25 protein-coding genes and 3 tRNA genes are annotated in these 25937 nt (G+C 73.1%); 7 read left to right on the forward strand and 21 right to left on the reverse strand.

What is annotated here, in order from left to right:
* On the reverse strand, positions 1-1374 hold the full coding sequence (locus B4K29_RS09255) for an L-serine ammonia-lyase (RefSeq protein WP_029210772.1): 1374 nt from the start codon (positions 1372-1374) through the stop codon (positions 1-3).
* A gap of 65 nt (positions 1375-1439) precedes the next feature.
* Here B4K29_RS09255 and B4K29_RS09260 point away from each other — a divergent pair, with 65 nt between their 5' ends.
* The 4 genes from B4K29_RS09260 (at position 1440) to B4K29_RS09275 (ending at position 2998) form a co-directional block, all read left to right on the forward strand.
* Entirely contained in the window at positions 1440-2543 is a 1104-nt protein-coding gene (locus B4K29_RS09260) for a PHP domain-containing protein (protein ID WP_029210773.1), read from the forward strand.
* 105 nt (positions 2544-2648) lie between these two features.
* Positions 2649-2721 (forward strand) — tRNA-Glu (locus B4K29_RS09265).
* 77 nt (positions 2722-2798) lie between these two features.
* Positions 2799-2875 (forward strand) — tRNA-Asp (locus B4K29_RS09270).
* 46 nt (positions 2876-2921) lie between these two features.
* Positions 2922-2998 (forward strand) — tRNA-Phe (locus tag B4K29_RS09275).
* A gap of 163 nt (positions 2999-3161) precedes the next feature.
* Here the strand turns inward: B4K29_RS09275 and B4K29_RS09280 are convergent.
* The 8 genes from B4K29_RS09280 to B4K29_RS09315 form a co-directional block, all read right to left on the reverse strand.
* Positions 3162-3911 (reverse strand): response regulator, encoded by a 750-nt coding sequence (locus tag B4K29_RS09280; RefSeq protein ID WP_286967121.1) that lies wholly within the window; start codon positions 3909-3911, stop codon positions 3162-3164.
* A 16-nt stretch (positions 3912-3927) separates the two neighbouring features.
* A complete protein-coding gene (locus B4K29_RS09285) occupies positions 3928-4356 on the reverse strand; it encodes a hypothetical protein (RefSeq protein ID WP_286967122.1) in 429 nt (142 codons plus the stop codon).
* 83 nt (positions 4357-4439) lie between these two features.
* Positions 4440-4787, reverse strand: a complete 348-nt coding sequence (locus tag B4K29_RS09290) for a hypothetical protein (RefSeq protein ID WP_286967123.1) — start codon at positions 4785-4787, stop codon at positions 4440-4442.
* A complete protein-coding gene (locus B4K29_RS09295) occupies positions 4784-5506 on the reverse strand; it encodes a hypothetical protein (protein WP_286967124.1) in 723 nt (240 codons plus the stop codon). The genes B4K29_RS09290 and B4K29_RS09295 overlap by 4 nt, the downstream gene beginning before the upstream one ends.
* A gap of 185 nt (positions 5507-5691) precedes the next feature.
* Positions 5692-7269 (reverse strand): protein kinase domain-containing protein, encoded by a 1578-nt coding sequence (locus B4K29_RS09300; RefSeq protein WP_169516826.1) that lies wholly within the window; start codon positions 7267-7269, stop codon positions 5692-5694.
* A 58-nt stretch (positions 7270-7327) separates the two neighbouring features.
* The gene (locus B4K29_RS09305; RefSeq protein ID WP_029210777.1) at positions 7328-8149 is read right to left on the reverse strand and encodes a hypothetical protein; all 822 of its coding nucleotides are present in this window, start codon (positions 8147-8149) and stop codon (positions 7328-7330) included.
* An 8-nt stretch (positions 8150-8157) separates the two neighbouring features.
* Positions 8158-8829, reverse strand: a complete 672-nt coding sequence (locus tag B4K29_RS09310) for a SatD family protein (RefSeq protein ID WP_051274012.1) — start codon at positions 8827-8829, stop codon at positions 8158-8160.
* 107 nt (positions 8830-8936) lie between these two features.
* Positions 8937-9152, reverse strand: coding sequence for a BldC family transcriptional regulator (locus tag B4K29_RS09315; protein WP_019284958.1), 216 nt, complete (start codon positions 9150-9152; stop codon positions 8937-8939).
* A 411-nt stretch (positions 9153-9563) separates the two neighbouring features.
* Here B4K29_RS09315 and B4K29_RS09320 point away from each other — a divergent pair, with 411 nt between their 5' ends.
* The gene (locus B4K29_RS09320; RefSeq protein WP_019284959.1) at positions 9564-9761 is read left to right on the forward strand and encodes a DUF3073 domain-containing protein; all 198 of its coding nucleotides are present in this window, start codon (positions 9564-9566) and stop codon (positions 9759-9761) included.
* Between the two features lie 183 nt (positions 9762-9944).
* Here the strand turns inward: B4K29_RS09320 and purM are convergent, their stop codons facing one another.
* The 6 genes from purM to B4K29_RS09350 form a co-directional block, all read right to left on the reverse strand.
* Positions 9945-11057, reverse strand: coding sequence for a phosphoribosylformylglycinamidine cyclo-ligase (purM, locus tag B4K29_RS09325; protein WP_029210780.1), 1113 nt, complete (start codon positions 11055-11057; stop codon positions 9945-9947).
* Positions 11058-11118: 61 nt separating this feature from the next.
* Entirely contained in the window at positions 11119-12591 is a 1473-nt protein-coding gene (purF, locus tag B4K29_RS09330) for an amidophosphoribosyltransferase (protein ID WP_029210781.1), read from the reverse strand.
* A 53-nt stretch (positions 12592-12644) separates the two neighbouring features.
* The gene (locus B4K29_RS09335) at positions 12645-12959 is read right to left on the reverse strand and encodes a hypothetical protein (RefSeq protein WP_029210782.1); all 315 of its coding nucleotides are present in this window, start codon (positions 12957-12959) and stop codon (positions 12645-12647) included.
* A gap of 9 nt (positions 12960-12968) precedes the next feature.
* Positions 12969-14006: a beta-1,6-N-acetylglucosaminyltransferase gene (locus B4K29_RS09340; protein ID WP_286967125.1), complete on the reverse strand. Its 1038-nt coding sequence runs from the start codon at positions 14004-14006 to the stop codon at positions 12969-12971.
* A gap of 108 nt (positions 14007-14114) precedes the next feature.
* Positions 14115-14969: an LLM class flavin-dependent oxidoreductase gene (locus B4K29_RS09345; RefSeq protein WP_029210784.1), complete on the reverse strand. Its 855-nt coding sequence runs from the start codon at positions 14967-14969 to the stop codon at positions 14115-14117.
* On the reverse strand, positions 14966-15373 hold the full coding sequence (locus B4K29_RS09350; protein ID WP_286961661.1) for a sterol carrier family protein: 408 nt from the start codon (positions 15371-15373) through the stop codon (positions 14966-14968). The genes B4K29_RS09345 and B4K29_RS09350 overlap by 4 nt, the downstream gene beginning before the upstream one ends.
* A gap of 14 nt (positions 15374-15387) precedes the next feature.
* On the opposite strand from B4K29_RS09350, the gene B4K29_RS09355 reads away from it, so the two are divergent.
* Positions 15388-16434: a zinc-dependent alcohol dehydrogenase family protein gene (locus tag B4K29_RS09355; protein WP_286967126.1), complete on the forward strand. Its 1047-nt coding sequence runs from the start codon at positions 15388-15390 to the stop codon at positions 16432-16434.
* Positions 16435-16453: 19 nt separating this feature from the next.
* On the forward strand, positions 16454-17299 hold the full coding sequence (locus B4K29_RS09360; protein ID WP_276203026.1) for a spermidine synthase: 846 nt from the start codon (positions 16454-16456) through the stop codon (positions 17297-17299).
* Positions 17300-17491: 192 nt separating this feature from the next.
* Here B4K29_RS09360 and purL read toward each other — a convergent pair whose 3' ends face one another.
* From purL to B4K29_RS09390, 6 genes are all read right to left on the reverse strand, one after another.
* Complete coding sequence (gene purL, locus B4K29_RS09365) at positions 17492-21448, reverse strand: phosphoribosylformylglycinamidine synthase (RefSeq protein WP_286967127.1); 3957 nt, start codon at positions 21446-21448, stop codon at positions 17492-17494.
* Between the two features lie 53 nt (positions 21449-21501).
* Positions 21502-21927 carry a hypothetical protein gene (locus tag B4K29_RS09370; protein WP_286967128.1) on the reverse strand — a complete coding sequence of 142 codons (426 nt, stop codon included), beginning with the start codon at positions 21925-21927 and terminating at the stop codon, positions 21502-21504.
* Between the two features lie 120 nt (positions 21928-22047).
* On the reverse strand, positions 22048-22956 hold the full coding sequence (locus tag B4K29_RS09375; protein WP_019284969.1) for a phosphoribosylaminoimidazolesuccinocarboxamide synthase: 909 nt from the start codon (positions 22954-22956) through the stop codon (positions 22048-22050).
* 23 nt (positions 22957-22979) lie between these two features.
* Positions 22980-24251, reverse strand: a complete 1272-nt coding sequence (gene purD / locus B4K29_RS09380) for a phosphoribosylamine--glycine ligase (protein ID WP_029210788.1) — start codon at positions 24249-24251, stop codon at positions 22980-22982.
* A 66-nt stretch (positions 24252-24317) separates the two neighbouring features.
* Positions 24318-24683, reverse strand: a complete 366-nt coding sequence (locus tag B4K29_RS09385) for a hypothetical protein (protein ID WP_051274013.1) — start codon at positions 24681-24683, stop codon at positions 24318-24320.
* A gap of 248 nt (positions 24684-24931) precedes the next feature.
* The gene (locus B4K29_RS09390) at positions 24932-25864 is read right to left on the reverse strand and encodes a transcriptional regulator (protein ID WP_239261279.1); all 933 of its coding nucleotides are present in this window, start codon (positions 25862-25864) and stop codon (positions 24932-24934) included.
* Positions 25865-25937 lie beyond the last annotated feature (73 nt).

The raw sequence follows: 25937 nt of genomic DNA on the forward strand, positions 1-25937 counted from the left end.
TCAGCACTCGATGACGTTGACCGCGAGGCCGCCTCGGGCCGTCTCCTTGTACTTCACCTTCATGTCGGCGCCCGTCTCGCGCATGGTCTTGACGACCTTGTCCAGCGAGACGATGTGCGTCCCGTCGCCGCGCAGCGCGGTGCGGGCCGCCGTGACGGCCTTGACCGCCGCGACGGCGTTGCGCTCGATGCAGGGGATCTGGACGAGCCCGCCGACGGGGTCGCAGGTGAGGCCGAGGTTGTGCTCCATCCCGATCTCGGCGGCGTTCTCGACCTGTCCGGGCGTCCCGCCGAGCACCGCCGCCAGGCCGGCCGCGGCCATCGCGCAGGCGGAGCCCACCTCGCCCTGGCACCCCACCTCGGCGCCGGAGATCGAGGCCCCCTCCTTGATGATCATGCCGATCGCCGCCGCGGTCAGCAGGAAGCGGACCACCCCCAGGTCGTCGGCACCCGGCACGAACCGCACGTAGTAGTGCAGGACAGCGGGGATGATCCCGGCGGCGCCGTTGGTCGGCGCGGTGACGACGCGTCCGCCGGCGGCGTTCTCCTCGTTGACGGCGAGGGCGTAGAGGGTGATCCAGTCGAGCCCCCGCAGCGGGTCGACGTTGCCCTCCTCGAGGGCGAGTCGCAGCGCCAGCTCGGGGGCGCGCCGACGGACCCGCAGCCCACCCGGGAGCACCCCCTCGGTGGTGATGCCGTTGTCCACGCACTCCTGCATGACGCGCCAGATCTCCAGGAGCCCCGCCCTGACCTCGGCCTCGCTGCGCCAGGCGCGCTCGTTGTCGAGCATGACCTGGGCGATCGAGCGGCCGGTCTCCGCGCAGACCGCAAGCAGCTCGTCACCGGTCCGGAACTCGTGCGCGACCGGGGTCTCGTCCTCGACGATCCGATGGCCGCCGGACCCGTCCTCGACCACCACGAAGCCGCCACCCACCGAGTAGTAGGTGCGCTGCACCGGCTCCTCCAGCCCCTCGACGACGGCCTCGCAGGTCATGCCGTTGGAGTGACCGGGCAGGGACCGGGTCCGGTGCATGACGAGGTCGGTGGCCTCGTCGAAGTCGATCTCGTGGCGTCCCAGCAGCGCCAGCCGCTTGGTCGCGCGCATGTGCGCGAGACGGCCCTCGACGGCGCGGGGGTCGACGAGCTCCGGCGCCTCTCCGGACAGCCCGAGCAGGACCGCCTTGTCGCTGCCGTGGCCGTGGCCCGTCGCGCCCAGCGACCCGTAGAGCTCGACCCGCAGGCTCGTGACCCGGTCGAGCTGCCCGTCCGCCTCCAGCGACCGGACGAACATCAGCGCCGCGCGCATCGGGCCCACCGTGTGCGAGCTCGACGGCCCGATACCGATCGAGAAGAGGTCGAAGACGCTCAGTGCCATGCCCTGACCGTAGGTGACCCGCGCCACCTCGGCCAAGCCACCCCCTGCGGTGCGACGATGGCCGTATGCCGAAGCCCGCCGCCACCGGACCCCAACGCCACGGCTCCGCCTCCGCCGAGCCGATCGCCGACACCCTGACCCCCGACGCCGCCGGGGTCGTCCTGGCCCTGCGCCGCATCTCGTTCCTGCTCGAGCGGGCGCTGGAGTCCAGCTACCGCATCAAGGCCTTCCGCGGGGCCGCGGCCACGCTGGGGGCGCTGGGCGACGACGAGCTGACGACCCGCGCCGCTGCCGGGACGCTGCAGGACCTGCCCGGGATCGGCAAGGGCAGCGAGGCGATCGCGCAGGCGGTGCTGCGCGGCGAGGAGCCCGTCTACCTCGCCCAGCTCGAGGAGCGCGAGTCCGCACCCCTGGCCCGCGACGGCCAGGAGCTCGTCGTCCTGCAGCGCGGCGACCTGCACAGCCACTCTGACTGGTCGGACGGCGGGTCCCCCATCGACGAGATGGTGATGACCGCGGTCGAGCTGGGGCGGGAGTACCAGGTGCTCACGGACCACTCCCCCCGCCTCAAGGTCGCCAACGGCCTGTCGCCCGAGCGTCTGCGCAAGCAGCTCCAGGTGGTCGCCGGTGCCAACCAGATCGTGCCCGGCAGCTTCCGGCTGCTGTCGGGGATCGAGGTCGACATCCTCGACGACGGATCGCTCGACCAGGAGCCCGACCTGCTCGAAGAGCTCGACGTGGTGGTCGCCTCGGTGCACTCCAAGCTCAAGATGGAGTCCGCCGCGATGACGCGCCGCATGGTCGCGGCCGTCAGCAACCCGCGCACCAACGTGCTGGGGCACTGCACGGGCCGGCTCGTCACCGGAGGCCGAGGCAAGCGGCCGCAGTCGTCGTTCGACGCCCGCGTCGTCTTCGAGGCGTGCGCCGCCCACGACGTCGCGGTCGAGATCAACTCCCGGCCGGAGCGGCAGGATCCGCCGGACGACCTGATCACGCTGGCGCTGGACGCCGGGTGCCTGTTCGCGGTCGACACCGACGCGCACGCGCCGGGGCAGCTGGACTTCCAGCAGCTGGGGGCCGAGCGGGCCTGGCACCTCGGGGTCCCAGCCGAGCGCATCGTCACCACCTGGCCGCGAGATCGCCTGCTGGAGTGGGCCGCTCGACGCTGACTCCGACCCGATTAGGAGTTCTCCGCCGCCGTCCCCTATGCTTTCGGAGTCCTCGACGGGCTCGAGCTACTAGAGCGCTAGCGGCAGAGGGCCCGAGAGATTCGGGTCCCCATCGTCTAGCGGCCTAGGACCCCGCCCTTTCACGGCGGTAGCACGGGTTCGAATCCCGTTGGGGATACAGAGCATGTACGATGGACAAGTTGGTCACGGCCAGCGAGTTGTCGGAGTGCTTGAGGTAGTCACTCCTCACCCTTTGGCCCCGTAGCGCAGTTGGTTAGCGCGCCGCCCTGTCACGGCGGAGGTCGCCGGTTCGAGCCCGGTCGGGGTCGCCAGTCTCTCCCTCGGGAGAGACTTCGCGATATCTTGAGGATGTCGCGAGGCCAGGTAGCTCAGTTGGTACGAGCGTCCGACTGAAAATCGGAAGGTCGGCGGTTCGACCCCGCCCCTGGCCACCAGCAAGCCGCATCCCGACCGGGGTGCGGCTTCGTCGTTCTCGCTGCGGCTCCCCCCGCCTGCGTGCGCCTGGGGCCGCGCATCCCCCTCGTCGGCGCGGCCCCGGCGCAGCACCATGACATCCCGCCCGGCACTCAAGTGCGACGCCCACCTTTTGAGGGGTGCTCACTCGGGGTCGGTGGGCAGGTGCCGGCCGAGGGCCAGACCCAGCTGCTGGGACAGCCAGCTCTTGCGCGGGGCTCGCGCCTGGCGTGGACCGGCCCCGGCGCTGACACCGCCCGGCAGCGCATCACCCAGCCGGTGACGCACCGACCGGATCGTCCACTCGTCGCTCGGGTGCGCGGCGTGCGCCTCGTCGTTGAGCACCATGTCGGCGACCGGCGACGACTCGGCGATGTCGATGGCCGCCTGCACGTCGGGGGCGCGCTCGTAGCCCAGGGCCGCCCAGTCGATCGAGGCCCGGCGCGAGGAGAACGTCCAGGGCTGGGTCACCGCCCGCACGAAGGTCTCACGGTCCTGGTCGACCTCGAAGTGGTCGAAGACGTAGTCGACCCCCGCCTGCACGATCCGGCGCGAGATCAGCTCGTTCTCTCGGGCGTAGGCGCTGATCAGGATGATGCTGGTGACGCCGGCGGGAGTGTGCCGGCGCACCTCCTGCCCGAGCCGCGCGCCCGGGAAGTGGTCGTGCGCCGGGATCGAGTCCACGCCCGAGCGCCGCGCCGCCGCGGCCCGGCGCTCGGGAGACCTGCGGTCGTGCCCGTCGAGCACGGCGATGTCGACCTGCCCCCAGCGGGTGCCGAGCGCGAGGGCACCCTCGAAGTCGAGGGCGTCGACCTGGGCGTCGGTCGCCTCCCGCAACCACAGCTGACGGGCGTCCCGGACGCTCGGGCTGTCGTCGACGATCACGATCCTCATCCGCGCCCGCCCGTCCTCATGCCAGGCTCGCGCGGGTCTCGGCGAGCAGCCTGCTCACCCGGCGCAGGTCGTCCGCGACCCCCTCGCGCAGCTCCCCGGCGTCAGCCCCGGCGACCAGTCGCTGCCCCTGCTCCACGACCGTCGTGAGGTAGTCGAGCTCGGCACCGGCCGCCGCACGTCGGGCCGCCTCGGTGCGGGCCTGCGCCTGGGCGCGGGCCTCGACCTGGACCTCGTTGCACGCGTCGTCCAGGGTGCGGCTGACGCACTGCGACCCCACATAGGCCATGAGCGGCCACACGAGCTCGGGGATCGCGAACCTCAGGGTGCCCTCGGTCGCCAGAGCGGTCAGCACGAGGCCGAGCACCAGTGCGGCGCGGCAGGCCAGGACGGCCCGTCGCGGCCGCACGACGAGACCAAGCATCATCGCCCACCCCACCATCGGCATGTTGAGCATCATGTCCTCCGGCCCGCGCGGCCCGTGACCGGCGAACCAGAGTCCCCCGAGGCAGGCTATCGGCACGGCACCGCTCAGGGCCACCAGGGGTTCCCCGGCGGTCCCCAGCGGCGCAGGACCCGATGGGCGACCACCGTGGAGAGGAGCAGGAGCGCGGCGACGGGCAGCGCGATCGCCGCCGGCACGACGGAGTGCTGGGGCACCGCGAGGATCAGCACGTATGCCGCCATCGCCGCCACGCCGGCCGCCGTCACCGACAGGGACAGCGGCTGCCCGTCCACCGCGGGCAGCACGACGGTCTCGTCGTCGACCTGCACCGAGACCTCCCCGTTCGGGCCGACCGTCGCGCTCCGGACCCGGACGACCCCACCTCCGCGTCCGGCGAGGTGCTGCCACAGCAGGCGCGCCTGAGACCGGCTCACGACGACCGTGCCGGCCGACGGGTCGACGTCGAAGAAGGTGAAGCGCGAGGCGTCGGGCTCGCTGGACCGGGTGGCCTGGGAGTAGACGTCGCAGGCGTCCCGCAGGTAGTAGCCTCGGCGCGGGTCGCCCGGCCGAGCTGCTGCTTGTGCTGGGACACGGCCTTGCGCAGCTCGGTCGCCTCGTCCACCCCGGCGCCACCCAGGGCGAAGATGGTCACCTGCAGCTGGTCGATGGCCTCCGCACCGACCCCCGTCACGACGGCGTTGCGCCCCGCCAGGCGGGCGGCGGCCAGCGACGCCTGCGCCGAGCGCTCGACGAGGGCCTCGTGACGCCGGACCTCCTCGGCGACGAGCCACACGAGGGACCGGCCGAGCAGCACGCCGATCAGCACGAACCCCGTGGTGACCACCAGGTAGGGCTCCGAGCCGACCAGCGACCTCGCGGCCGCCGTCACGCCGATCGTCACGGCGGTCAGCACCAGGCCGGTCGACAGGCGCCGCGCCGACACGAAGGCGACGAGCGGGATCACGACCATCACGGCGGCCGTGTGGGGGTAGTGCGCCCAGCCCAGCAGCGACCACACCGTCGCGTCGACGAGGTCCGCCGCCACTCGCCACCGGACCCCGGGGCCGCGCCCGGCCCGCAGCCGCGACCACAGCCACAGGTCGTGGACCACGCACAGGGCCAGCAAGGCCCAGCGCCGGGGGTGTCGGCCCACCCCCACGTCCCCACCAGCAGCCAGAGGCGCGCGGTGAGTCGCACGACGAGGGTGACCGTCGCCTCGTTGCGATGGACGGCCCTCAGGGCCACGGCGCTCAGGCCGCCGACTGGTGGTGCCACGTCGTCAGGATCGCACCTGCCGCCCGCAACTCGGAGCAGCGGCACTTGAGGCCTTCAGCAGCGTCAGGCGGCGGGGAGCGCGCCGGCCACGACGTCGGCCGCCGACGTGATGGACTGCGCGGTCTCGCTGGAGACCGACCCGTCCTGGACACTGCTCTGGACCGCGCCGCTCAGCTCACCCAGCGCCGCGCGCGCGGCACCGGCATCCTGCTGACGGATGGCCTTGTCGAGCGAGCGCAGGCTCTTGGACGCGTCCTTGCCCGAGGACCCGGACAGCTGCGCACCCTGGACGACGTCGCCCAGCGTCGACGCGGCCGCGGAGGCCGAACCGGTCCAGGTCGGCGCCGGGTCGCTGGGCTCCTCGGTCGGGGTCGACGGCTGCTCGGTCGGGGTCGTCGGCTGCTCGGTCGGGGTCGTCGGCTCCTGCGTCGGGGTCGTCGGGGCACTGGAGGTCGGCCTCTGGGTGGGGGTCTGCGTGACGGTCACCGTCGGGGCCGAGGTCGTCCTCGTGGGGGCGGTCGTGCGGGCGGTGGTGCTCGTCGCCGTGGGGGTCGGGACGGTGGGCGTGTCGGTCGAGGGGCCGGTCCCCCGGAGCACGAACCACCACAGGGCACCGACCGTCGCCGCCAGCAGGAGGAGCATCACCCACAGCGCCCCCATGCCGCGGCGCCGCGGGCGGTCGGGCTCGTCACGGTAGGCCGTGGCCTGCGTGACCGTGCGCGGTGCGGGCTCGGGGGCCCGCACCGCGGGAGGGAGCACGGTGGTGGCGGCCGCCGCGGCTCCGGCGACCGGCAGCACCGTCGTGGAGGGCGCGGCGCCGCGGCGGATGGCAGCGATCCGGCCGGCGACGTCAGCGGCGCTGGCGGGTCGGTCCTGGGGCGACTTGGCCAGCAGCTGGGCGACCAGGTCGTCGACGGCCTGCGGCACCCCGGGGCGGCGCTCGGACGGCAGCGGCGGGGGCGTGCTCAGGTGGTGGTGCAGGATCGACAGAGGGTGCTCGCCCTCGAACGGCGGCTCGCTGGTCAGCAGGGTCATGAGGACGCAGCCGAGGGAGTACAGGTCGCTCTGCGGGGTGGCCGTCCCGCCGGTGGCCTGCTCCGGAGACAGGTATGGCGCGCTGCCGATGACCGTGGCGGTCGCCGTCAGCTGGCTGGTGCGAGCCTGGTCCAGGCGGGCGATCCCGAAGTCCACCATCTTGAGGGTGCCGCGCTCGTCGAGCATGAGGTTGCTGGGCTTGACGTCACGGTGCACGACGCCCGCCCGGTGCGCGGCGCCGAGGGCGGAGGCCACCTCCTGGGTGTAGGCGAGCGCCCGGTCGACCGGGAGCGGCCCCTGGTCGCGGACCAGCTCGTCGAGGCTGGGCCCGCTCAGCAGCTCCATGACGAGATAGGCCGTGTGGCCGTCGACGCCGTTGTCGAAGATCGTGACGATGTTGGGGTGGGACAGCGCCGCGGTGGCGTGGGCCTCCTGCTGGAACCTCTCGGCCGCCACCTCGTCGCCGGTGGCCGCCAGGTCGACCGTCTTGACGGCCACCCGGCGTTGCAGCCGGGTGTCGACGGCAGACCAGACCTGGCCCATCCCGCCGCGGCCGATCTGGCGCTCCAGGCGGTACCGGTTGGCGAGGACGATGTCTCCACTCATGGACGCCATTGTCACGCATGGCCCGGGGCGTGGGCCCCGATCGGCCCGGCGCGCCTGGTCAGAGCGCGAGCAGGGCGCACCCGAGAGCCACCAGCCACGAGGTGAAGCTGCCCAGGAGGAAGTACTCGGTCACGACGTCGATCCGTTGACCCGGCCCGCGCTGGTCCTGCAGCTCGGGGAAGCGCAGGATCCCCTTGGCGGCGATGACGACGGAGGCTGCGGTCGCCTGGCCCGCGAGGGCGAGCCCGACGACGAAGACACGCTCCATCGGGCCCAGCCAGCGCCCGCCGCGCAGGACCCCGGGCTGGCTGTGCGCGCCGGCCGCGTCGAGGACGAGACGCACGACGACGTTGCCGGTGCCGATCTGCGCCAGCATCACGGCGAGGACCATCAGCGCGCGGTCGAGCGGCACCCGGCCGAGCCGGGGCAGGCCGAGCGAGCCCCACCACCGGGCCAGCGGCCCACCGGCGGCGGCGTCGACCCCGGCCAGCGCGAAGAGTGCCACGAGTCCCACCAGGAGGGAGGCGCCGGCCACCAGCCGGTGCCGTCCGGCGCTCCGCAGCAGAGCGGCGGCCGCGGCCGAGGGGTCGTGGGCGCGGTCGTCGCCGTCGCCCTCGCCGTCGCCGTGGTCGCGTGCCCGGAGCCCGCTGCTCACGGCGGCCGCCGACGAGCGGGCCCACACGACGAGCAGCAGCACGATCCCGAGCAGTGCGAGCAGGTGCCAGCCGCCACGCTGCCCGAGCAGGGGCCAGGACAGCACGGCCACGGGGACGGAGACCAGGACTGGCAGCCACGAGGGCCGCCGACCCCCGAGCTCCGCGCCGGGGCGCGCCAGGTCGCCGGCTCCCAGCGCCAGCAGCCACACGGCGAGATAGGTCATGGTGCTCCTCAGCGGTCGCGGGCAGGCTGGGTGAGGATCTCGTGCGCCTCCCTGATGGCTCCGAGGCTCTCTCGCGCCACCAGCTGGGAGACCGCCGACTGCGTGATCCCCTCCTGCTCGGCCACCATTGTCTGCGTGAGGTCTGACATGACCCCCAGGAGCACCCGCAGGGGCCGCGCGTCCAGCCTGGAGACGAGCTCGTCGCGCAGGACCAGCGTGGCGAGGATGGTGGCTGCGGCGCCGGAGGGCCGGTCCGGGTCCTCGACGTACCACGTGCGGCAGGACCGCGTGCCCGCCGAGGCGGCCCGGCGCTCGGCCTCCTCCACGGCCTCTCGGGCGGCCCACCAGGCGCTGCCGTCCTGCAGGGGCGGGACGTGGCCGTGGTCGATCACCTGCACCAGGCCGCGCCCGATGCCACACCTGACGTCGACCTGCGGCAGCGTGTGCAGCCGGACGAGCAGCGAAGCAAGGACGGCGGACCCGACGTCGGCGTACACCCCTTGGAACTCGTCGCTGACCGTCGTGGTGAGCGGCTCGAGCGCGGGCACCACCTGCTCGACCTGGCGGAGCGCGGCGCCGAGGTGCTCGTGCAGGACGCGCCGGTTGCCGGCACGCCGGGACCCGACGACGTCCCCCAGCAGCGCGTAGACCGCGGGGTCGGACGATCCGGAGGAGGTCACGACATCAGAGAATAGCTCATTTCCGACTCAGTATCAGTCATCTGCTGATATCGAGGAGGACATCAGTGGCGCAACCGGCCACCGCTGGGTCACGCGCCTGCAGCGGCTCAGGTCGCCTGGCTCATGCGGGCGGTCTCGCCGACACCGTCGAGCAGCTGGCGGATCTCGCTCTCGCGGTAGCGCCGATGCCCCCCGAGCGTGCGGATCGAGTTGAGCTTGCCCGCCTTGGCCCACCGGGTCACGGTCTTGGGGTCGACCCGGAAGAGCTCGGCGACCTCGGCCGGGGTCAAGAGCTTCTCGCTGTCCTGCTCGCGGTGTGGCATGTGATCTCCCCGCTCTCGACGGAAGGTGCTCCCCCCGTGCAACGACGCCCCCCGGCGCCTCACCACCTGGCCGCTTCCATCTCAGAAGTGACCCTGGGTAGTCGAATCGGGCTACGGGTAGACTCAATTTCCTTCTTAGAATACTACGTATCGTGACATATGCGGGTTCTGTGCATCTCGATACGCCCGTATGGGTGCATCAACGCCCGAACCAACGCGAATCCAGTCAGCCCGGACATCACGTCCCGTGACTGCCCGTGGGCACGCGAGGATGCTCGACTCCACAGATGGCCCTCCCAGCATGTACCGTGTCCCTCACGAAGACACGAGATTCCCGGGGTCGCTCCGCCCGCTACGGCACCAGCCGCAGCCAGCGATGCCACTCCGGCAGACGCGCGAGGGGGTCACGCCATGGGGCGCGGCCGGGCCAAAGCCAAGCAGACCAAGGTTGCCCGGGAGCTGAAGTACTTCTCTCCCGACACCGACCTGAGTGCTCTTGAGCGAGAACTGCACGCATCGACGCAACGGGACACCGGCGAGCCACGCCGTGAACCGGATGACGACGACGGCTACGACGACTACGACCGGTGGTCCGCCGGTGGGCGCTGACCCATCGGGCCCGACCTGCCTCCTCGGCGGGTGGGTGACCCGATGTCGTCAGGTCGTCGCGCCGCCCGACCCCTGACGGGCGGGTCGGCATACCGCACATCGGACGGGGAGGGTGTCACCAGCTGGTGACACCCTCCCCGTCCGTCCGCCGTCCCCGTCTCACACGCGGCTCCGGACTCGCTCTCAGACCCGGTGGGCGCCGACCAGCTGGACCGATCCCCCGTCGACGCCCTTGGCGCCCCGCACGACCTCGTGCCCGGGGTCTGCCGCGACGTCAGCGGCGTCCGACACCCGACCCATGACCCACGCGGGCAGGTCGCGCTCGCTGCACAGGTCCAGGGCGCGGTCGACCGCCGTCTCGGGAAGCACCGCCACGAAGCCCACCCCCATGTTGAGGGTGCGCTCGAGGTCGGACTGCGGCACCCGGCCGAGCTCCTGGACCAGACCGAAGATCGGCGGCGGCGTCCACGTCGCACGGTCCACGGTGACGAGCACCCCCTGGGGCAGGACCCGCGCGAGGTTGGCGGCGAGCCCACCCCCCGTGACATGGCTCAGCGCGTGGACGTCCACGCCGTCGGCCCGGATCAGCGCGAGCAGGTCGCGGGCATAGACCCTGGTGGGTGTCAGCAGCGACTCGCCCAGGGTGCTGCCGAGCTCGGGGACGTCCCGGTCGTAGTCCCACGACGCGTGGGCGAAGACACGTCGCACCAACGAGTACCCATTGGAGTGAAGTCCCGACGAGGCCAGCCCCAGCACGACGTCGCCCGCCCGCACCCGCTGGGGGCCGAGGACCTCGTCGTGCTCGACGACCCCGGTCGCGGCGCCCGCGCAGTCGTACTCGTCGGGTTCGAGCAGACCGGGGTGCTCGGCGGTCTCCCCGCCGACCAGGGCGACGCCCGCCTGCTCGCACGCGGCCGCGATGCCGGAGACGATGGCGGCGATGCGCTCGGGCACGACCTTGCCGGTGGCGATGTAGTCGGTCATGAAGAGCGGCTCGGCCCCGCACACCACGATGTCGTCGACGACCATGCCGACGAGGTCGAAGCCGATAGTGTCGTGCCGGTCCATGGCTTGCGCGACGGCGACCTTGGTCCCCACCCCGTCGGTCGACGTGGCCAGGACCGGGCGGCGCATCCCGGCGAGCGCCGAGGCGTCGAACATCCCCGCGAACCCGCCGAGCCCGCCGAGCACCTCGGGACGGGTCGCGCGTCGCACCGACGCCTTCATCAGCTCGACGGCCTTGTCGCCGGCCTCCACGTCGACCCCTGCCGACGCGTAGGTGATGGGCTCGCTCACGAGGGACCTTTCGTTGCGGGTGTGCAGGTGGGCCGTCCGGCTCCGGGCAAGACGCGGACGGTCAGGCGTGGGCGGGGTCGAGGACGACCGCCTGGTCGTCGGGGACGCCGAGGGGGTACGTGCCCGAGAAGCACGCGGTGCACAGCTGCTCGCGGGGCTGGTGGGTCGCGGCGATCATGCCGTCCTCGCTGATGTAGCCGAGGCTGTCGGCTCCGACGGACCGCCGAACGCCCTCGACGTCGATACCGGTCGCGATCAGCTCGGCCCGGCTCGCGAAGTCGATGCCGTAGAAGCAGGGCCAGCGCACCGGCGGCGAGGAGATCCGGACGTGGACCTCGGCCGCCCCGGCCTCGCGCAGCATGCGGACCAGCGCCCGCTGGGTGTTGCCGCGCACGATCGAGTCGTCGACCACGATCAGCCGCTTGCCCTTGATGACGTCACGCAGCGGGTTGAGCTTGAGCCGGATGCCGAGCTGCCGGATGGTCTGGGACGGGGCGATGAAGGTGCGGCCGACATAGGCATTCTTGACCAGGCCCTGGCCGTAGGGGATCCCCGACTCCTCCGCGTAGCCGATCGCCGCAGGGGTGCCCGACTCCGGGGACGGCATGACCATGTCCGCCTCGACCGGGTGCTGGCGCGCCAGCTCGCGCCCCATGTCGACCCGCGCCTCGTAGACGCCGCGCCCCGCGATCGTCGTGTCCGGTCGGGCGAGGTAGACGTACTCGAAGACGCAGCCCTTGGGCTCGGGCTCGGCGAAGCGCCGCGTGCGCAGGCCCTGCTCGTCGACGACGACCAGCTCGCCCGGCTCGACCTCGCGCACATAGCTGGCGCCGACGATGTCCAGGGCGGCGGTCTCGGACGCCACGACCCAGCCGCGCTCCAGCCGTCCGATCACCAGCGGCCGGACGCCCTGCGGGTCGCGCGCGGCATACAGGGTGTGCTCGTCCATGAAGACGAAGCAGAAGGCGCCCTTGACCAGGGGCAGCTGCTCCATGGCCGCCTCCTCGAGAGAGACGTCCTCGGCCCGGCTGCCCAGCAGCGAGGTGACGATGGCGGTGTCCGTCGTGTTGCCACGACGCAGCTCCCCGCCCGCCGTGCCGAACCCGTCGACGTGACGGGCGGACAGCAGCCCGCGCAGCTCGGAGGTGTTGATGAGGTTGCCGTTGTGGGCGAGCGCGATCGTGTGGTGGGCCGTGCCGCCCAGCGTGGGCTGGGCGTTCTCCCACTTGCTGGCCCCAGTGGTGGAGTAGCGGGTGTGCCCGATGGCGAGGTGCCCGGTCAGGGACCCGAGGGCGGTCTCGTCGAACACCTGGGACACCAGCCCCATGTCCTTGTAGACGAGGACGCGCTCTCCGTCGGACGTCGCGATCCCCGCCGACTCCTGCCCGCGGTGCTGCAGGGCGTAGAGACCGTAGTAGGTGAGCTTGCCGACCTCCTCGCCGGGCGCCCAGACGCCGAAGACCCCGCAGGAGTCCTGGGGCCCGGTCTCGCCGGGAAGGATGTCGTGATTGAGTCGACCGTCACCTCGTGTCACGGGCCCAGTGTCCCACAGCGCGGTCGACCCGTCGTCGCCTCGGCGTCAGCGCCTCAGCGTCGGCGGTCGAGGAGCACTGCCACCAGGGCGCCGAGGAGGGCACCCAGGCCACCGCCGAGGACGCCGAAGAACATCATGACGCGCCCTATGCCATAGGTCGCCGTCTGGCTGGCGCCGCTCACCGCGACAGGGTCCGGCCGCAGCAGCAGCGCCACCCCGGTCGCCAGCGCGAAGCCGAGAACCGCGCCGACGACGATGAAGCGGGAGAAGATCGGGCGCCGCCCACCCCGCGCCGGGGAGGGGTCGGTGGCGGGGGCCGGCACGGGGTCCTTGCCGGCGTCCGTGCTGACATCAGGGCGGTCGCTCACCGCCGCAGTCTATCCGCGCGCGGCGGCGAGCCCGGTCGCGACGGGGGGCAGCCCGGGGGCCCGCTCGGCGCCGGTGAGCTTGACCTCGCCCGGGACCGCTTCCTCCATCGCAGGCACCTCGTCGCCCCGCCGGGCGCAGAGGCGGTCCGCCTCGGCCACGACCGCGTCGTCCACGTCCGCGGGCAGCTTGCGGGCGAAGGCGGCCGGGGTCCGGGCCGCGAGGGCCAGCTCGTCGAGATCGAGCCAGGTGGGGCTCCACTCGTCGTAGCGGAACCGGGCGAAGGTCGTCGGGCAGTCCATGATCCGCAGCTGCGCGTCGGCCAGCAGCAGGGACTGGATGTAGGACTCGTCGGGGATGCGGACGGTGCGGAAGAAGGTCTGCGTGAGCCGGTCGTCGTGGTGGCGGCGCAGGAGGCTCTCGACGGCGCGACCCGTCAGGGTCACCCACAGCGCCCCCTTGAGGACATCCACCGGGGCGGGGCGCCGCAGCAGCTCGGGACGTCGCAGACCGAGGATCCACCGGGGGTCCCGCCGACCTTGATAGAACATGACGACCGACCGGAAGCGGCGCGCCACGAGGCGCCAGGCGAGCTTGACGACCCGGCGGACCAGCACCGGCCCCACGTGCGGCGGTTCGACGGTCCACCAGCGGTAGTGCCAGTCGTCGGTCATCGGGGGGTAGACGTCGATCAGCGCGTCGACGCCGGCGCGCCGCACCTCGTCCTCCCAGGCGGCGAGGTCGCGGATCGGGTAGTCCTGGCCGGAGAGCAGCACCACGTGCTCGGCGTCGACGGTGCGCCTCACGTGCTCAAGCACCTCGAGAGCCGCCCGGGTCATCGACCAGTCACCCCAGACGATGTCGATGTCGCTGCGGTGCACGGTCGCGCCGAGCGGCTCGAGGTCCTCGCGCGAGACGAGGCCGGGCACGCTGTGCCGCACGACGATGGCGGCGTCGGGACTGAGCTCGCGGATCCGGCCCACGACGCGCAGGATCCCCCCAGGATCGGCGTGGCACATCAGGACGTAGCAGAACCGCGACGATGTCATGGTCGTTCTCCCCCCCCAGGAAGCGTCCTCCCTCGGACGCCTCAGGACGAGACTAACGGAGCGTCACCTGCCCCGTGAACGGTTGTGCACAGGGAACGCGTCAGACGGTCACCGACGCGTCAGGAGGCGTGCCGCGACCTGCTCGAGGACGGCCGGGTCCCCGGCATATGGCCCGTCTGGTCGCGGCCAATGGGTGATCACGTCGGTGAACCCCAGCTCGGCCACCCGCCCCACCACCTCCTCGAAGCGGTCGACGGACGAGAGGGACAGGTCACCGGACGGGTCGACGTGGACGTAGCGGCGGAAGCCCTGCGGCGGCCCGAGGTCGTCCATCCGCCGCGACAGCTCCTCGAGGCTGCGCCACCAGGCCTCACGGTCGTCGCCGTGGGTTCCGGTCGTGACCCAGGCGTCCCCCAGCGCGACGGCGAGCCGCTGCGACCGTGGGCCGTTGGCGGCCATCACCACCGTGGGGCGGGGGTCCGCGACCGGGAGCGTCCGGGCGTCCCGGCAGGTGAAGTACTCCCCCTCGTGGTCGACGTGGTCCTCGCGCAGCAGCCGGTCGAGCAGGCGGGCGAACTCCTCGAACCGGTCGACCCGCTGACGCACCGTCAGCTCCGGCCCACCCAGCACGCGCGAGTCGAGGTCACCACCGGTGCCGAGACCGAGCAGCAGCCGGCCGTCGCTGACGTCCTGCAACGACTGCACGTCCCGGACGAACGCCGCCGGGTGCCGGAAGTTGGGCGACGCCACGAAGGTGCCGATCCCGACGTGCCGGGTGACCAGGGCGGCGGCCGTCAGGGTCGAGACGGTGCCGTACCACGGCGAGTCCGGCAGACCGCCCCACGTGAGGTGGTCGTAGGTCCACAGGTGGTCGAAACCCATCTCCTCGGCGGCCCGCCAGCGGGGCTCTGCCTCCCTCCAGCGCACCTCCGGCAGGATGGTCAGGCCGATGCGCGGCGTCATACGAGATCCTCCTGGTCGGACGAGGCGCCGGCCGTCCCGGCGCCGGGCGGCAGCGGCAGCAGCGAGGTGAGGTCGGAGCGCTGGCCGCTCGCGCGGACCCGGCCGCCCGAGACCGCGGCCGTCCAGGTCAGGGCCCCGGTCGCCAGCTGCAGCCAGGTGGTCGCGTCGGTCTCGACCGTGCTGGGCGGGGTGCCGCGGGTGTGCACCGGGCCCTCGACGGCCTGGACCGCGCCGTATGGCGGGACGCGCACCTCCAGGGAGCGCCCGGGGTATCGCGCGCCGAGCTCCTCCAGCGTGTATCGCACGGCCGTGGCCACCGTCTGGCGCGGCGCTGCGGGATCGGCCTGCCAGGCGGCGAGCGCCTCGGCGCCCTGGTCGGCGGGGATGCGGCGACGGGTTGGCATGTCACGATGGTGGCATGCGCGCAACGATGATCCATGCAGCCCGTGACATCCGTCTCGAGGAGGCCCCCGCCCCATCGGTCCTGACCCCCACCGACGCCGTGGTCCGGGTCGTCCGGTCCTGCATCTGCGGGTCAGACCTGTGGCCCTACCGCGGCGAGAACCCCACCGACGAGCCCCACCCGATCGGTCACGAGTACGTCGGCGTCGTGGAGGAGGTCGGCGAGGAGGTCAAGAACGTCGCGCCCGGCCAGTTCGTCATCGGCGGGTTCACATACTCCGACAACACCTGTGAGATCTGCCAGGCCGGGGTGCACAGCGCCTGCCTGCACGGTGGGTTCTACGGCTCCAAGGACCGCGCCGGCCTGCCCGTGGGTGGCTGCCAGGCGGAGTACCTCCGCGTCCCGCTCGCCGACGGCACCCTCGTCGCCACCCCCGAGATGCCGTCCGACGACCTGCTGCCGTCGCTGCTCACGCTGTCCGACGTCATGGCCACCGGGTGGCACGCCGCGGTCTCCGCCGACGTCCGCGAGGGCCACACGGCGGTGGTCGTGGGCGACGGCGCCGTCGGTCTGTGCGGGGTGCTGGCCGCCCGCGAGCTCGGCGCCGAGCGCATCATCGCCATGTCCCGCCACGCGTCCCGGCAGGCCATCGCCCGGGAGCTCGGGGCGACCGACGTCGTCGAGGAGCGTGGCGAGGAGGGCGCGGAGCGCGTGCGCGAGCTCACCGGCGGCCTCGGTGCCCACAGCGTCCTGGAGTGCGTCGGCACCGGCGGCTCGATGGAGCAGGCCTTCGCCGCGGCGCGTCCCGGCGGACGCGTGGGGTTCGTCGGGGTGCCGCACGGCGTCGAGCTCCCCGTCGAGCGGATGTTCCGCAAGAACATCTCCCTGGCCGGCGGCATGGCCCCGGTGCGGCGCTACCTCCCCCACCTCGTCTCCTCCGTGCTCGCCGGGCAGATCGCCCCGGGCGCGGTCTTCGACCTGACGCTGCCGCTCGACGACGTCGCCGAGGGCTACCGCGCGATGGACGAGCGCCGCGCGATCAAGGTCGTGCTCACGCCGTGACGGCGACCTGCGAGCAGCGGTGAGCGACAACGGCATACGCATCGACTGGGTCGAGGGGCGAGCCGCCGGGCGCGCCGCGACGGTGATGCGCGACGGCCACCCGCAGTCCTTCGTCGACCTCGATGACCCGACCGTCCTGGCGTTCGAGTACGTCCAGCACCTTGCGTGCGTCCTGGACTCCCTCCCGCCCGGTCCGCTGGGCGTGACGCACGTCGGCGGCGCTGGGCTGTCGCTGGCTCGCTACGTCGAGGCCACGCGCCCCGGGTCGCCCCAGATCGTGCTCGAGCCCGACGCCGAGCTCACCGAGGTGGTCCGCCGCGAGCTGCCCCTCCCCCGACGGCACCGGATCCGGGTGCGGCCCGTGGACGGCCGGTCGGGGGTGGCAGCCCTGCGGGACGGGTCGGCTGATGTGGTCGTGGTCGACGCGTATGACGGCGGCCGGGTGCCCCCCGAGCTCGGCACCGTGGAGTTCCTGACCGACGTGCGTCGCGTCCTGCGTGCTGACGGGCTCGTCCTGCTGAACCTCGCCGACGAGCCGTCGTGGCGCTATGTCGCGGCCGTGGCCGCCGGGGCGGGGGTGGCGGGGCTCGACCACCAGGCCGTGCTGGCCACTCACGACGTGCTCAAGGGGCGACGCTTCGGCAACTCGGTGCTGGTCGCGGCGGGCTCGACCGCCGACCTCGACCTGGTCGAGCTGCGCCGCCACGTGGCCCGGTCACCGTTCCCCACGGGCATGTGGTCCGGTGCCGAGCTGGCCCGCCGCGCCCGGTCGGCGCGTGCGCTCACCGACGCGCTCGCCGCCGCGGACCCCGACGCCGCCTCGTCCCCGCGGCCTCCGGACCTCGGACGCTGGCGCCTGCGCTGACGGCCTCGGGGCGACCTCACCGCAACGGCACGAACCGGCAGTGGCCGTGCGGACTCGTGCGCAGCTGCCCCGCCTCGAGCACCACCAGCATCATCTGGCCGCGTGCACCACGTCCATGAGACCTACCCTCGCACACGCCGGCGCGCCAGCCGCGACCTGCCGAACCGGCCCGTCCGCCATACCGGTTCGCGGTCAGCCGAGGTGGCTCCGGGCGTTGCGGAACATCCGCAGCCAGGGGCTCGGCTCGTCGACCGGGCCATCGGTCCACGACAGCTGGATGTTGCGCTGCACCCGCTCGGGGTGCGGCATCATCGCGGTGAACCGCCCGTCCGGCGTCGTCACGGCGGTCAGCCCCCCGGGCGACCCGTTGGGGTTGGCCGGGTAGGTCTCGGCCGGCGCGCCGGACCCGTCCAGGTAGCGCATCGCCGGCACCACGTCCGTCGGCGACCCGTGCCGGGAGAAGTCCGCGCGACCCTCGCCGTGCGCCACCGCGATCGGCAGGCGCGACCCGGCCATCCCGGCGAAGAAGATCGACGGGCTGTCGAGCACCTCGACCTGCGAGAGGCGGGCTTCGTACTGCTCGCTGCGGTTTCGCGTCCACCGCGGCCAGGCCTCGGCGCCGGGCACGAGCTCGGCGAGCTCGCCGAACATCTGGCAGCCGTTGCAGATGCCCAGGCCGAACGTGTCGCCCCGCTCGAAGAACTCCCGGAACTGGTCGGTCAGGCGCGGGTCGAACAGCACCGACCGCGCCCAGCCCGCACCGGCGCCGAGCGTGTCGCCGTAGGAGAAGCCGCCCGCCGCAACGAGGCCCGTGAAGTCGGACAGGTGCGCGCGGCCCGACTGCAGGTCGGTCATGTGCACGTCGTAGGTCTCGAACCCGGCCCGGTCGAACGCGAACGAAGTCTCGACGTGCGAGTTGACCCCCTGCTCGCGCAGCACGGCCACGCGGGGACGCGCTCCGCGCGAGAGGTATGGCGCCGCCACGTCCTCGCCCGGGTCGAAGGCCGGGGCCACCACCAGACCGCACGACTGCGTCCCGAACGCCGCGTGCTCCTCGTCGGCGCAGTCGGGGTTGTCGCGGAGGCGGGCGATGCGCCAGGACACCTCGTCCCACGCCTGCGCGAGGTCGTGCAGGGGCTCGTCGAGCACCTCGTCCTCACCCACGCGCACGCGGACGCGCCGGTCGTCGGTGGTGCGTCCGACGACGGTCACCAGCTCGGCCAGCCCGTGGTCGGCGAGGACGCGCAGCACGGCGTCCAGGTCGCCCTCCGAGCACTCGAGCAGGGCGCCGAGCTCCTCGGCGAACAGCCCGGCGACGGACTCCGCCGCGAGCTCCAGGCCCGTGGCTCCGGCGAAGGCCATCTCGCACGCCGCCGCCCACAGGCCACCGTCGGAGCGGTCGTGATAGGCGCTGACGAGCCCGCGCGCTCGCAGCGCGCCCAGGGCGGAGGCGAGCGCGAGCAGCCGCGCCGGGTCGTCGAGATCGGGCACCTCCTGCCCGAACGCCCCGCTGACCTGCGCGAGCATCGACCCGCCGAGGCGGTCGCGCCCGGCGCCGAGGTCAACCAGCACCACGAGCGATCCGCCACCAGCCAGCTGCGGGGTCCAGGTGCCGCGGACGTCCTCCATGGAGGCGAAGGCGGTGACCACCAGCGAGACCGGCGAGGTCACCTGCTTGTCGACCGGGTCGGCGCCGCCGGACGCCTCCGAGCGCCCGGACGCGTGCGGTCCCTCGGTCCAGCGGGTCCGCATCGACAGCGAGTCCTTGCCGACGGGCACGCCGATGCCGAGCGCGGGGCACAGCTCCATCGCGACGGCGGACACGGTGTCGTAGAGCGCGGCGTCCTCGCCCTCCTCGCCGCACGCGGCCATCCAGTTGCAGGACAGCTTGACCCGCGACAGCTCCACCGGGGCGGCGAGCAGGTTGGTGATGGCCTCGGCGACCGCCATACGGCCCGAGGCGGGGGCATCCACGGAGGCGAGGGGCATCCGCTCCCCCGTCGCCATCGCCTCCCCGGCGAACCCGACCAGGTCCCCGAGCGTCACCGCGACGTCGGCCACCGGCACCTGCCACGGCCCCACCATCTGGTCGCGGTGGGTGAGCCCGCCGACCGTCCGGTCGCCGATGGTGATCAGGAACCTCTTGCTCGCGACGGAGGGGTGGCGCAGGACGTCGTAGGCCGCCCGCCGGACGTCGACCGCCCCCACGTCGAACGCGTCCCCCTGCCGGACGACGCGACTCACGTCACGGGTCATCCGCGGGGGCTTGCCGAGCAGCACCTCCATGGGCATGTCGATGGCCCGCTCGGAGACGGGCTCCGCCACGTCGTCGCCGAGGCGGTCGTCCGTCAGGCGCAGCTGCCCGTCGTCCGTGGCGACCCCGACCACGGCGTAGGGGCAGCGCTCCCGGTCGGCGAGGGACGCCAGCAGGCCGAGCGACGCCGGCGCGATGGCCAGGACGTAGCGCTCCTGGCTCTCGTTGCACCAGATCTCCTTGGGCGCGAGGCCGGTCTCCTCCAGCGGCACCGCGGCGAGGTCGAACCGCGCACCCAGCCCGGCGCCGTCCACGAGCTCGGGGAAGGCGTTGGACAGGCCGCCGGCCCCCACGTCGTGGATGGCCAGGATCGGGTTGTCCTCGCCCATCGCCCAGCAGTGCGAGATGACCTCCTGCGCCCGCCGCTCGATCTCGGGGTTGCCGCGCTGCACGGAGTCGAAGTCCAGCTCGGCCGCGTTGGCACCCGCCGCGAGGGAGGAGGCCGCCCCGCCACCCATGCCGATCCGCATCCCCGGACCGCCGACCTGCACCAGCAGGGTCCCCGGGGGGAAGACGACCTTGTCGGTCTGCGAGGCCGAGATCGCCCCGAGGCCGCCGGCACTCATGATCGGCTTGTGGTAGCCGCGGCGCACCCCGTCGACGGTCTGCTCGTAGACGCGGAAGAAGCCGCCCAGCGCCGGACGACCGAACTCGTTGTTGAACGCCGCCGCGCCGATCGGGCCCTCGACCATGATCTGCAGCGGGCTCGCGAGGTGGCCGGGAACGCCGTACGGCGTCTGCTCCCACGGCTCGGAGGTGCCCGGCAGGTGCAGGTTGCTGACCGCGAAGCCGGACAGCCCCGCCTTGGGGGCCGAGCCGCGCCCGGTGGCCCCCTCGTCGCGGATCTCACCGCCCGCTCCGGTCGCCGCCCCGGGGGACGGCGAGATGGCGGTGGGGTGGTTGTGCGTCTCGACCTTCATCAGGACGTGGACCTCGTCCTCGTATGCCGCGTAGCGCCCCGGCCCGTCCTGCTGCTCCGGCACCCAGCGCGTGCGGCGGCCACCCTCCATCACCGACGCGTTGTCCTTGTAGGCGATGACGGTGCCCTGGCCGTTGGCCTGCTCGGTGTGGCGGATCATCCCGAACAGCGACCGCGGCTGCGGCTCGCCGTCGATGACGAAGTCGGCGTTGAAGATCTTGTGCCGGCAGTGCTCGGAGTTGGCCTGGGCGAACATCATCAGCTCGACGTCGGTCGGGTTGCGGCCCAGCCCGGTGAACGCGTCGACGAGGTAGTCGATCTCGTCGTCGGACAGCGCGAGCCCGAAGCGTCCGTCGGCCTCCACCAGCGCCTCGCGTCCCGCCCCCAGGACGTCGACGTGCTCGAGCGGCTCGGCCTCGCGCTCGGTCGCGAGCAGCGCGGCGTCCTCGCGGCGCAGCAGGACGGTCTCGGTCATCCGGTCGTGGAGGACCGCGGCCGCGGCGGCCCACTGCTCGTCGTCGAGGGCCGGCCCGTGCAGGGAGTACTCGACGACGCGCTCGACCCGGTGCAGGTCCAGGGCACAGCTGTGAGCGATGTCGGTCGCCTTGGACGCCCAGGGGGACACGGTGCCGAGGCGTGGCGCCACGACCACCAGGGTGCCGTGGGTGCCGTGGGCGCCATCGGCACCCTCCGAGCCGTTCGCCCAGGGCTCGCCATAGGTGAGCAGGCTCTCGAGGGTGGCCCGGTCCTGCGGCGTCAGCTCCTCGGCGCTGGACACCCAGTGCACGAACCGCGCGTCGATCCCGGTGACCTGCGGCACGACGGCCTGCACCCGGGCCAGCAGGGCGGCGGCCCGGAAGTCGGAGAGCGCCCGACCCCCCTCGACGACGGAGAGGACGTGGGCGGGCGACGACATGGAGGCTCCTCGGGGGCGCGGCGATCGAGCGCCCTCAGGCTACCGGCTCGTGGTCAGTCGTCCTCACCGGTGTAGACGCCGGTGCTCGCGGTGTCCGTGGCCCGGGCGAGGTCGACGTCGTGGTGGGTGGTGCGACGCGCCTCGTGCCGTCCAGCGCCCTCGGGGATGGGGGCGACGGCGCCGATCCCCGCCTCGTAGACGTCCCAGTCGTCGTCGTAGTCACCGACCGTGATGGTGGCGCCCTCGGCGTGCACCCCGGCGACCTCGTGGTGCTCGGGGGCCAGGGCCCCACCCAGCTCACGGGCCCGGGCGAGGAGCTCTGCGGTGACCTCCCCGGGGACGCTCAGCACGAGGCGGCGACCCTGGCGGATGCGCGTGAACTCGCCGTAGCCCAGCTCGGCCGCCCGCGGCAGGGCGTCATGGCCCTCGGCGTCCGGCGCGTCGCTGGTGGGCATGACGTTGACGACGATGCGTCCCATGTCGAGGGTCTCCTGGGTCCGGCGGACGGGTCCGTCCAGGATATCGACCAGCCCGTATGACGTCCTGGCGCCCCCGGCATACCGCTCCGGCGTCCGGCTCTGTCCCCGCGGACGAGCGGCTCAGCCGAAGCGGCGTCCCGTCAGCGCCTCGTAGGCCTCGACGTACTTGGCGCGGGTCCGCTCGACCACGTCCTGCGGCAGGGGCGGCGGCGCCTCGCCGGAGTCCTTGTCCCAGCCGGAGGCCGGCGAGGTGAGCCAGTCGCGGACGTACTGCTTGTCGTAGGACTCCTGCCGGGCGCCCGGCTGCCAGGTCGCGGCGGGCCAGAAGCGGGAGGAGTCGGGGGTGAGGACCTCGTCGGCGAGGACCAGCTCGGGCTCGGCGCCCTCGCGCCGGCGCACCCCGAACTCGACCTTGGTGTCGGCGATGAGGATGCCGCGGTCGGCGGCGATCGCGTTGCCACGGGCCAGGATCCGTCGCGTCAGGTCGCCGACCCGGGCCGCGAGACCGCGGCCGATCTCGGCCTCCACCTCGGCATAGGTCATGGGCAGGTCGTGCTCGCCCATCGGCGCCTTGGTGGTGGGGGTGAAGACCGGCTCGGGCAGGGCGGACCCGTCGACCAGGCCCTCGGGCAGGGGGATGCCGCACACCGCGCCGGTGGCGCGGTAGTCCTCGAGGCCGCCGCCGGTGAGGTAGGCGCGGCCGATGCACTCGACGGGCAGCATCTCGAGCCGCTCGCACAGCACCGCCCGCCCGGCCACGGCGGCCGGCACGTCCGTCGACAGGACGTGGTCGGGCACGACGTCGGCGAGCTGCTCGAACCACCACAGGCTCAGCTGGGTCAGGACCGCGCCCTTGTCGGGGATGGGGGTCTCGAGGACGTGGTCGTAGGCCGAGAGCCGGTCGCTGGCCACCAGCAGGAGCTGGTCGGTGCGTGCCTCACCGGTCGCCGGGTCGAGCGGGGCATAGAGGTCGCGCACCTTGCCGGAGTAGACGTGGGCGTAGCCGGGGAGCTCGAGCGTGGGTGCCACAACAGGCCTCTCGTGGGTGGGTCTCAGACGACGACCTCGCCGCGCTGGGCGGCGAGGGCGATGTCGGTGCGGTGGTGCGATCCGGGCAGGTCGATCCGGTCGACGGCCGCGTAGGCGCGCACGCGGGCCTCGGCCAGGTCGGCGCCGAGCGCCACGACCGACAGCACGCGTCCCCCGGCGGAGACGAGCAGGCCGGCGTCGTCGAGGCGGGTGCCGGCGTGCAGGACGTAGGCCTCCGTCTCCTCCTCGAGACCGCTGATGGGGCCGCCCGTGACCGGGTCGGCGGGGTAGCCCTCGGACGCGACCACCACGGTCACCGCGTGCTCGTCGCGCCACTGCAGGTCGGGCTGCTCGTCGAGCCGCCCCGTGGCGGCGGCGCGCAGCAGGGCGCCCAGCGGGCTGGCCAGGCGGGCCAGCACGACCTGGGTCTCGGGGTCGCCGAAGCGGGCGTTGAACTCCACCACGCGCGGTCCCCGAGACGTGAGGGCGAGCCCGACGTAGAGGACGCCGACGAACGGCGCCCCGCGGCGCGCCATCTCGTCGATCGTCGGCTGCGCGACCCGCGCCACGACGTCCTCGACCAGCCCGGCCGGGGCCCAGTCGAGCGGCGAGTAGGCGCCCATGCCACCGGTGTTGGGGCCGCTGTCGCCGTCGCCCACGCGCTTGAAGTCCTGGGCCGGGGCCAGCGGGACGACCGTCTCGCCGTCGCAGAGGCAGAAGAGCGAGACCTCGGGCCCGTCGAGGAACTCCTCCACGACCACCTGCCCGCCAGGCTTGTCCAGACAGACCTTTGCGTGCGCCAAGGCGGCGGCCCGGTCGTCGGCGACCACGACCCCCTTGCCGGCCGCGAGGCCGTCGTCCTTGACCACGTAAGGCGTCCCGAACCCGTCGATGGCGGCCGCCACCTCGTCGACGGTGGTGCACACGTGGGCCATCGCGGTGGGGACGCCCGCAGCCGCCATGACCTCCTTGGCGAAGGCCTTGGAGCCCTCCAGCCGGGCCGCCTCGGCCGAGGGACCGAAGCACGCGATGCCCCGCTCCCGCACGACGTCCGCCACGCCCGCCACGAGCGGCGCCTCCGGACCGACGACGACGAGGTCGACGCCCAGCTCCTCGGCCAGGTCGGCGATCCCGGCCCCGTCGGTGATCCCGCCCGGCAGGTCGCGGCAGAGCGCCACCTGGTCGATGCCGGGGTTGCCGGGAGCGGCGACGACCGCCTCGACGGTGGGGTCCTGGGTCAGCGCGTGGACGATGGCGTGCTCACGGGCACCGGTGCCGATGACGAGTACCTTCACGCGCTCAACCCTAGTAGGTCCCTGCTGAGGGCGACGCTGCCCGCAGGCCAGGGCGTCGGGACGCCGTCAGCCCCTCCGGCATGCGCCCAGGAGTAGGTCCGCAACGAGGTCAAGGTCGTCCATCGAGATGTCAGCATCTCCAGACTGTCTCAGAGCGCGCAGCGACTGGGCACGCCGACGGACGAACCACAGGTCCACGTGCAGCGCGACGTCCGCAGAGACACGCTGCGAGAGATCTGCCAGCCCGGCCCTGACCAGGGGACCTGACCCGGCATCCAGGGCAAGCCGCACGATGTCCATCAGGTCCGTCGCCTGCTTCTCCGCAGACCGGTTCATGATGGCTTGCAGCTTCATGGCCACGAGCGGCCCCGGCTGCGAGACGCGGGCGACCACGACGACCGGAGGCCCGTCCGAGGGGATCGCCTCGAGCATCAGCGGCGTGGCGGTGTCGTTGGCCCACGCGTGCGCCGAAGCGTGCCGATCTCAACACCTCGAGGTGCGGCGCATCGCGAGACCCTCGGTCGACGATGTCCAGGTCCACCGTGGCTCGATACGGACGAGCCAGGCGCGAGAGGACCGCCAACCCCCCGACGACCACCGGGGGCTCCCCGAGGAGATGGGTGACCTCGCGCACCCCGTGCACCACGGTCGTCATGGCGTCGCCGAAGAAGACGACCCGGTCACCAGACACGCGTGAACTCCTCTGCCGGGTCCCAGTGCTCGAGGACCTCGCGTCCCCGCCCAGCGTCCTTGGCCAGGTCCAGAGCGACGAAGAGAGGATGCGCGAGCGGCCAAGGCCCCCCAGAGCCCGCTGGCGTTCTCAGCGTCACCACGGAGGGCACGGGCGCCAGGCGCAGCGTGATCCGAGCCTCGTTCCCTGACGGTGCCGCGCCAAGGAGCCTCTCGGCCCTGCGCAGGGTGATCTCGTCGGGCACGTAGCAGTCAGGCACCTGGTCGCGCCTCGCCGCCACTGGAGCCCCGTAGGCAGCGGCGGCCAGGGTGCCGGTCAAGGCCCACCCTGGCGAGCCCGGACCCGCCCCGTGGTCGAACAGCCCCATTCGTAGTGCGTCGGCCTGCACCGGGTCAGCCAGGTCGGGGGCGCGAACGAAGGAAAACGTGGCGCTCGGCCATCGTGGCACCAAGGCCCAGAACAGCTCGGTGCCAAGGGGGCGATTGTCCTGGCCGATCAAGCCATCTCCCCGCAGGAGCGCGAGAAGGTGCGAGACGGTGCCCGCAGACCTGCCGAGCTCCCGCCCCAGCTCGCGCACACCGCGGCGCCGGGCCGGGTCGAGCAGAAGGGTGGCCGCGATCTCAGCACCCGCCCGACCGGCCAGCGCATCCGACCTGGCCGCAGTCGTTCGCACCGGCTCGATGTCGGCGGTGACGAACAACCCCGGGGCCCGTAGCGACAGCCGCCCGCGCCGGTCCAGGTATCCGGCATGAGCAGCATCCAGCACGGAGCGTGCACCCTGCGTGACCCGATCGGCATCCAGCATGAGCGTGGCGTCGCCACCGTCTCGGGCGTCGAGCAGCCGTCGGGCGACCTCGTCCGTGACCAGGCTCCTCCTTACGACCTCTACCCGCAGCGCCACCCCGTCCGGGTCGACAAGCACGGACGCGCCCTCGAGACCCGCGGCGGGGACCCCCGCTTGAGCCATCGCATCTGCCACCACCCTGGCGTCTGAC

Source organism: Arsenicicoccus sp. UBA6765, from assembly GCF_002453335.1.
In the GTDB taxonomy this organism is placed as follows: Bacteria; Actinomycetota; Actinomycetes; order Actinomycetales; family Dermatophilaceae; genus Arsenicicoccus; species Arsenicicoccus bolidensis.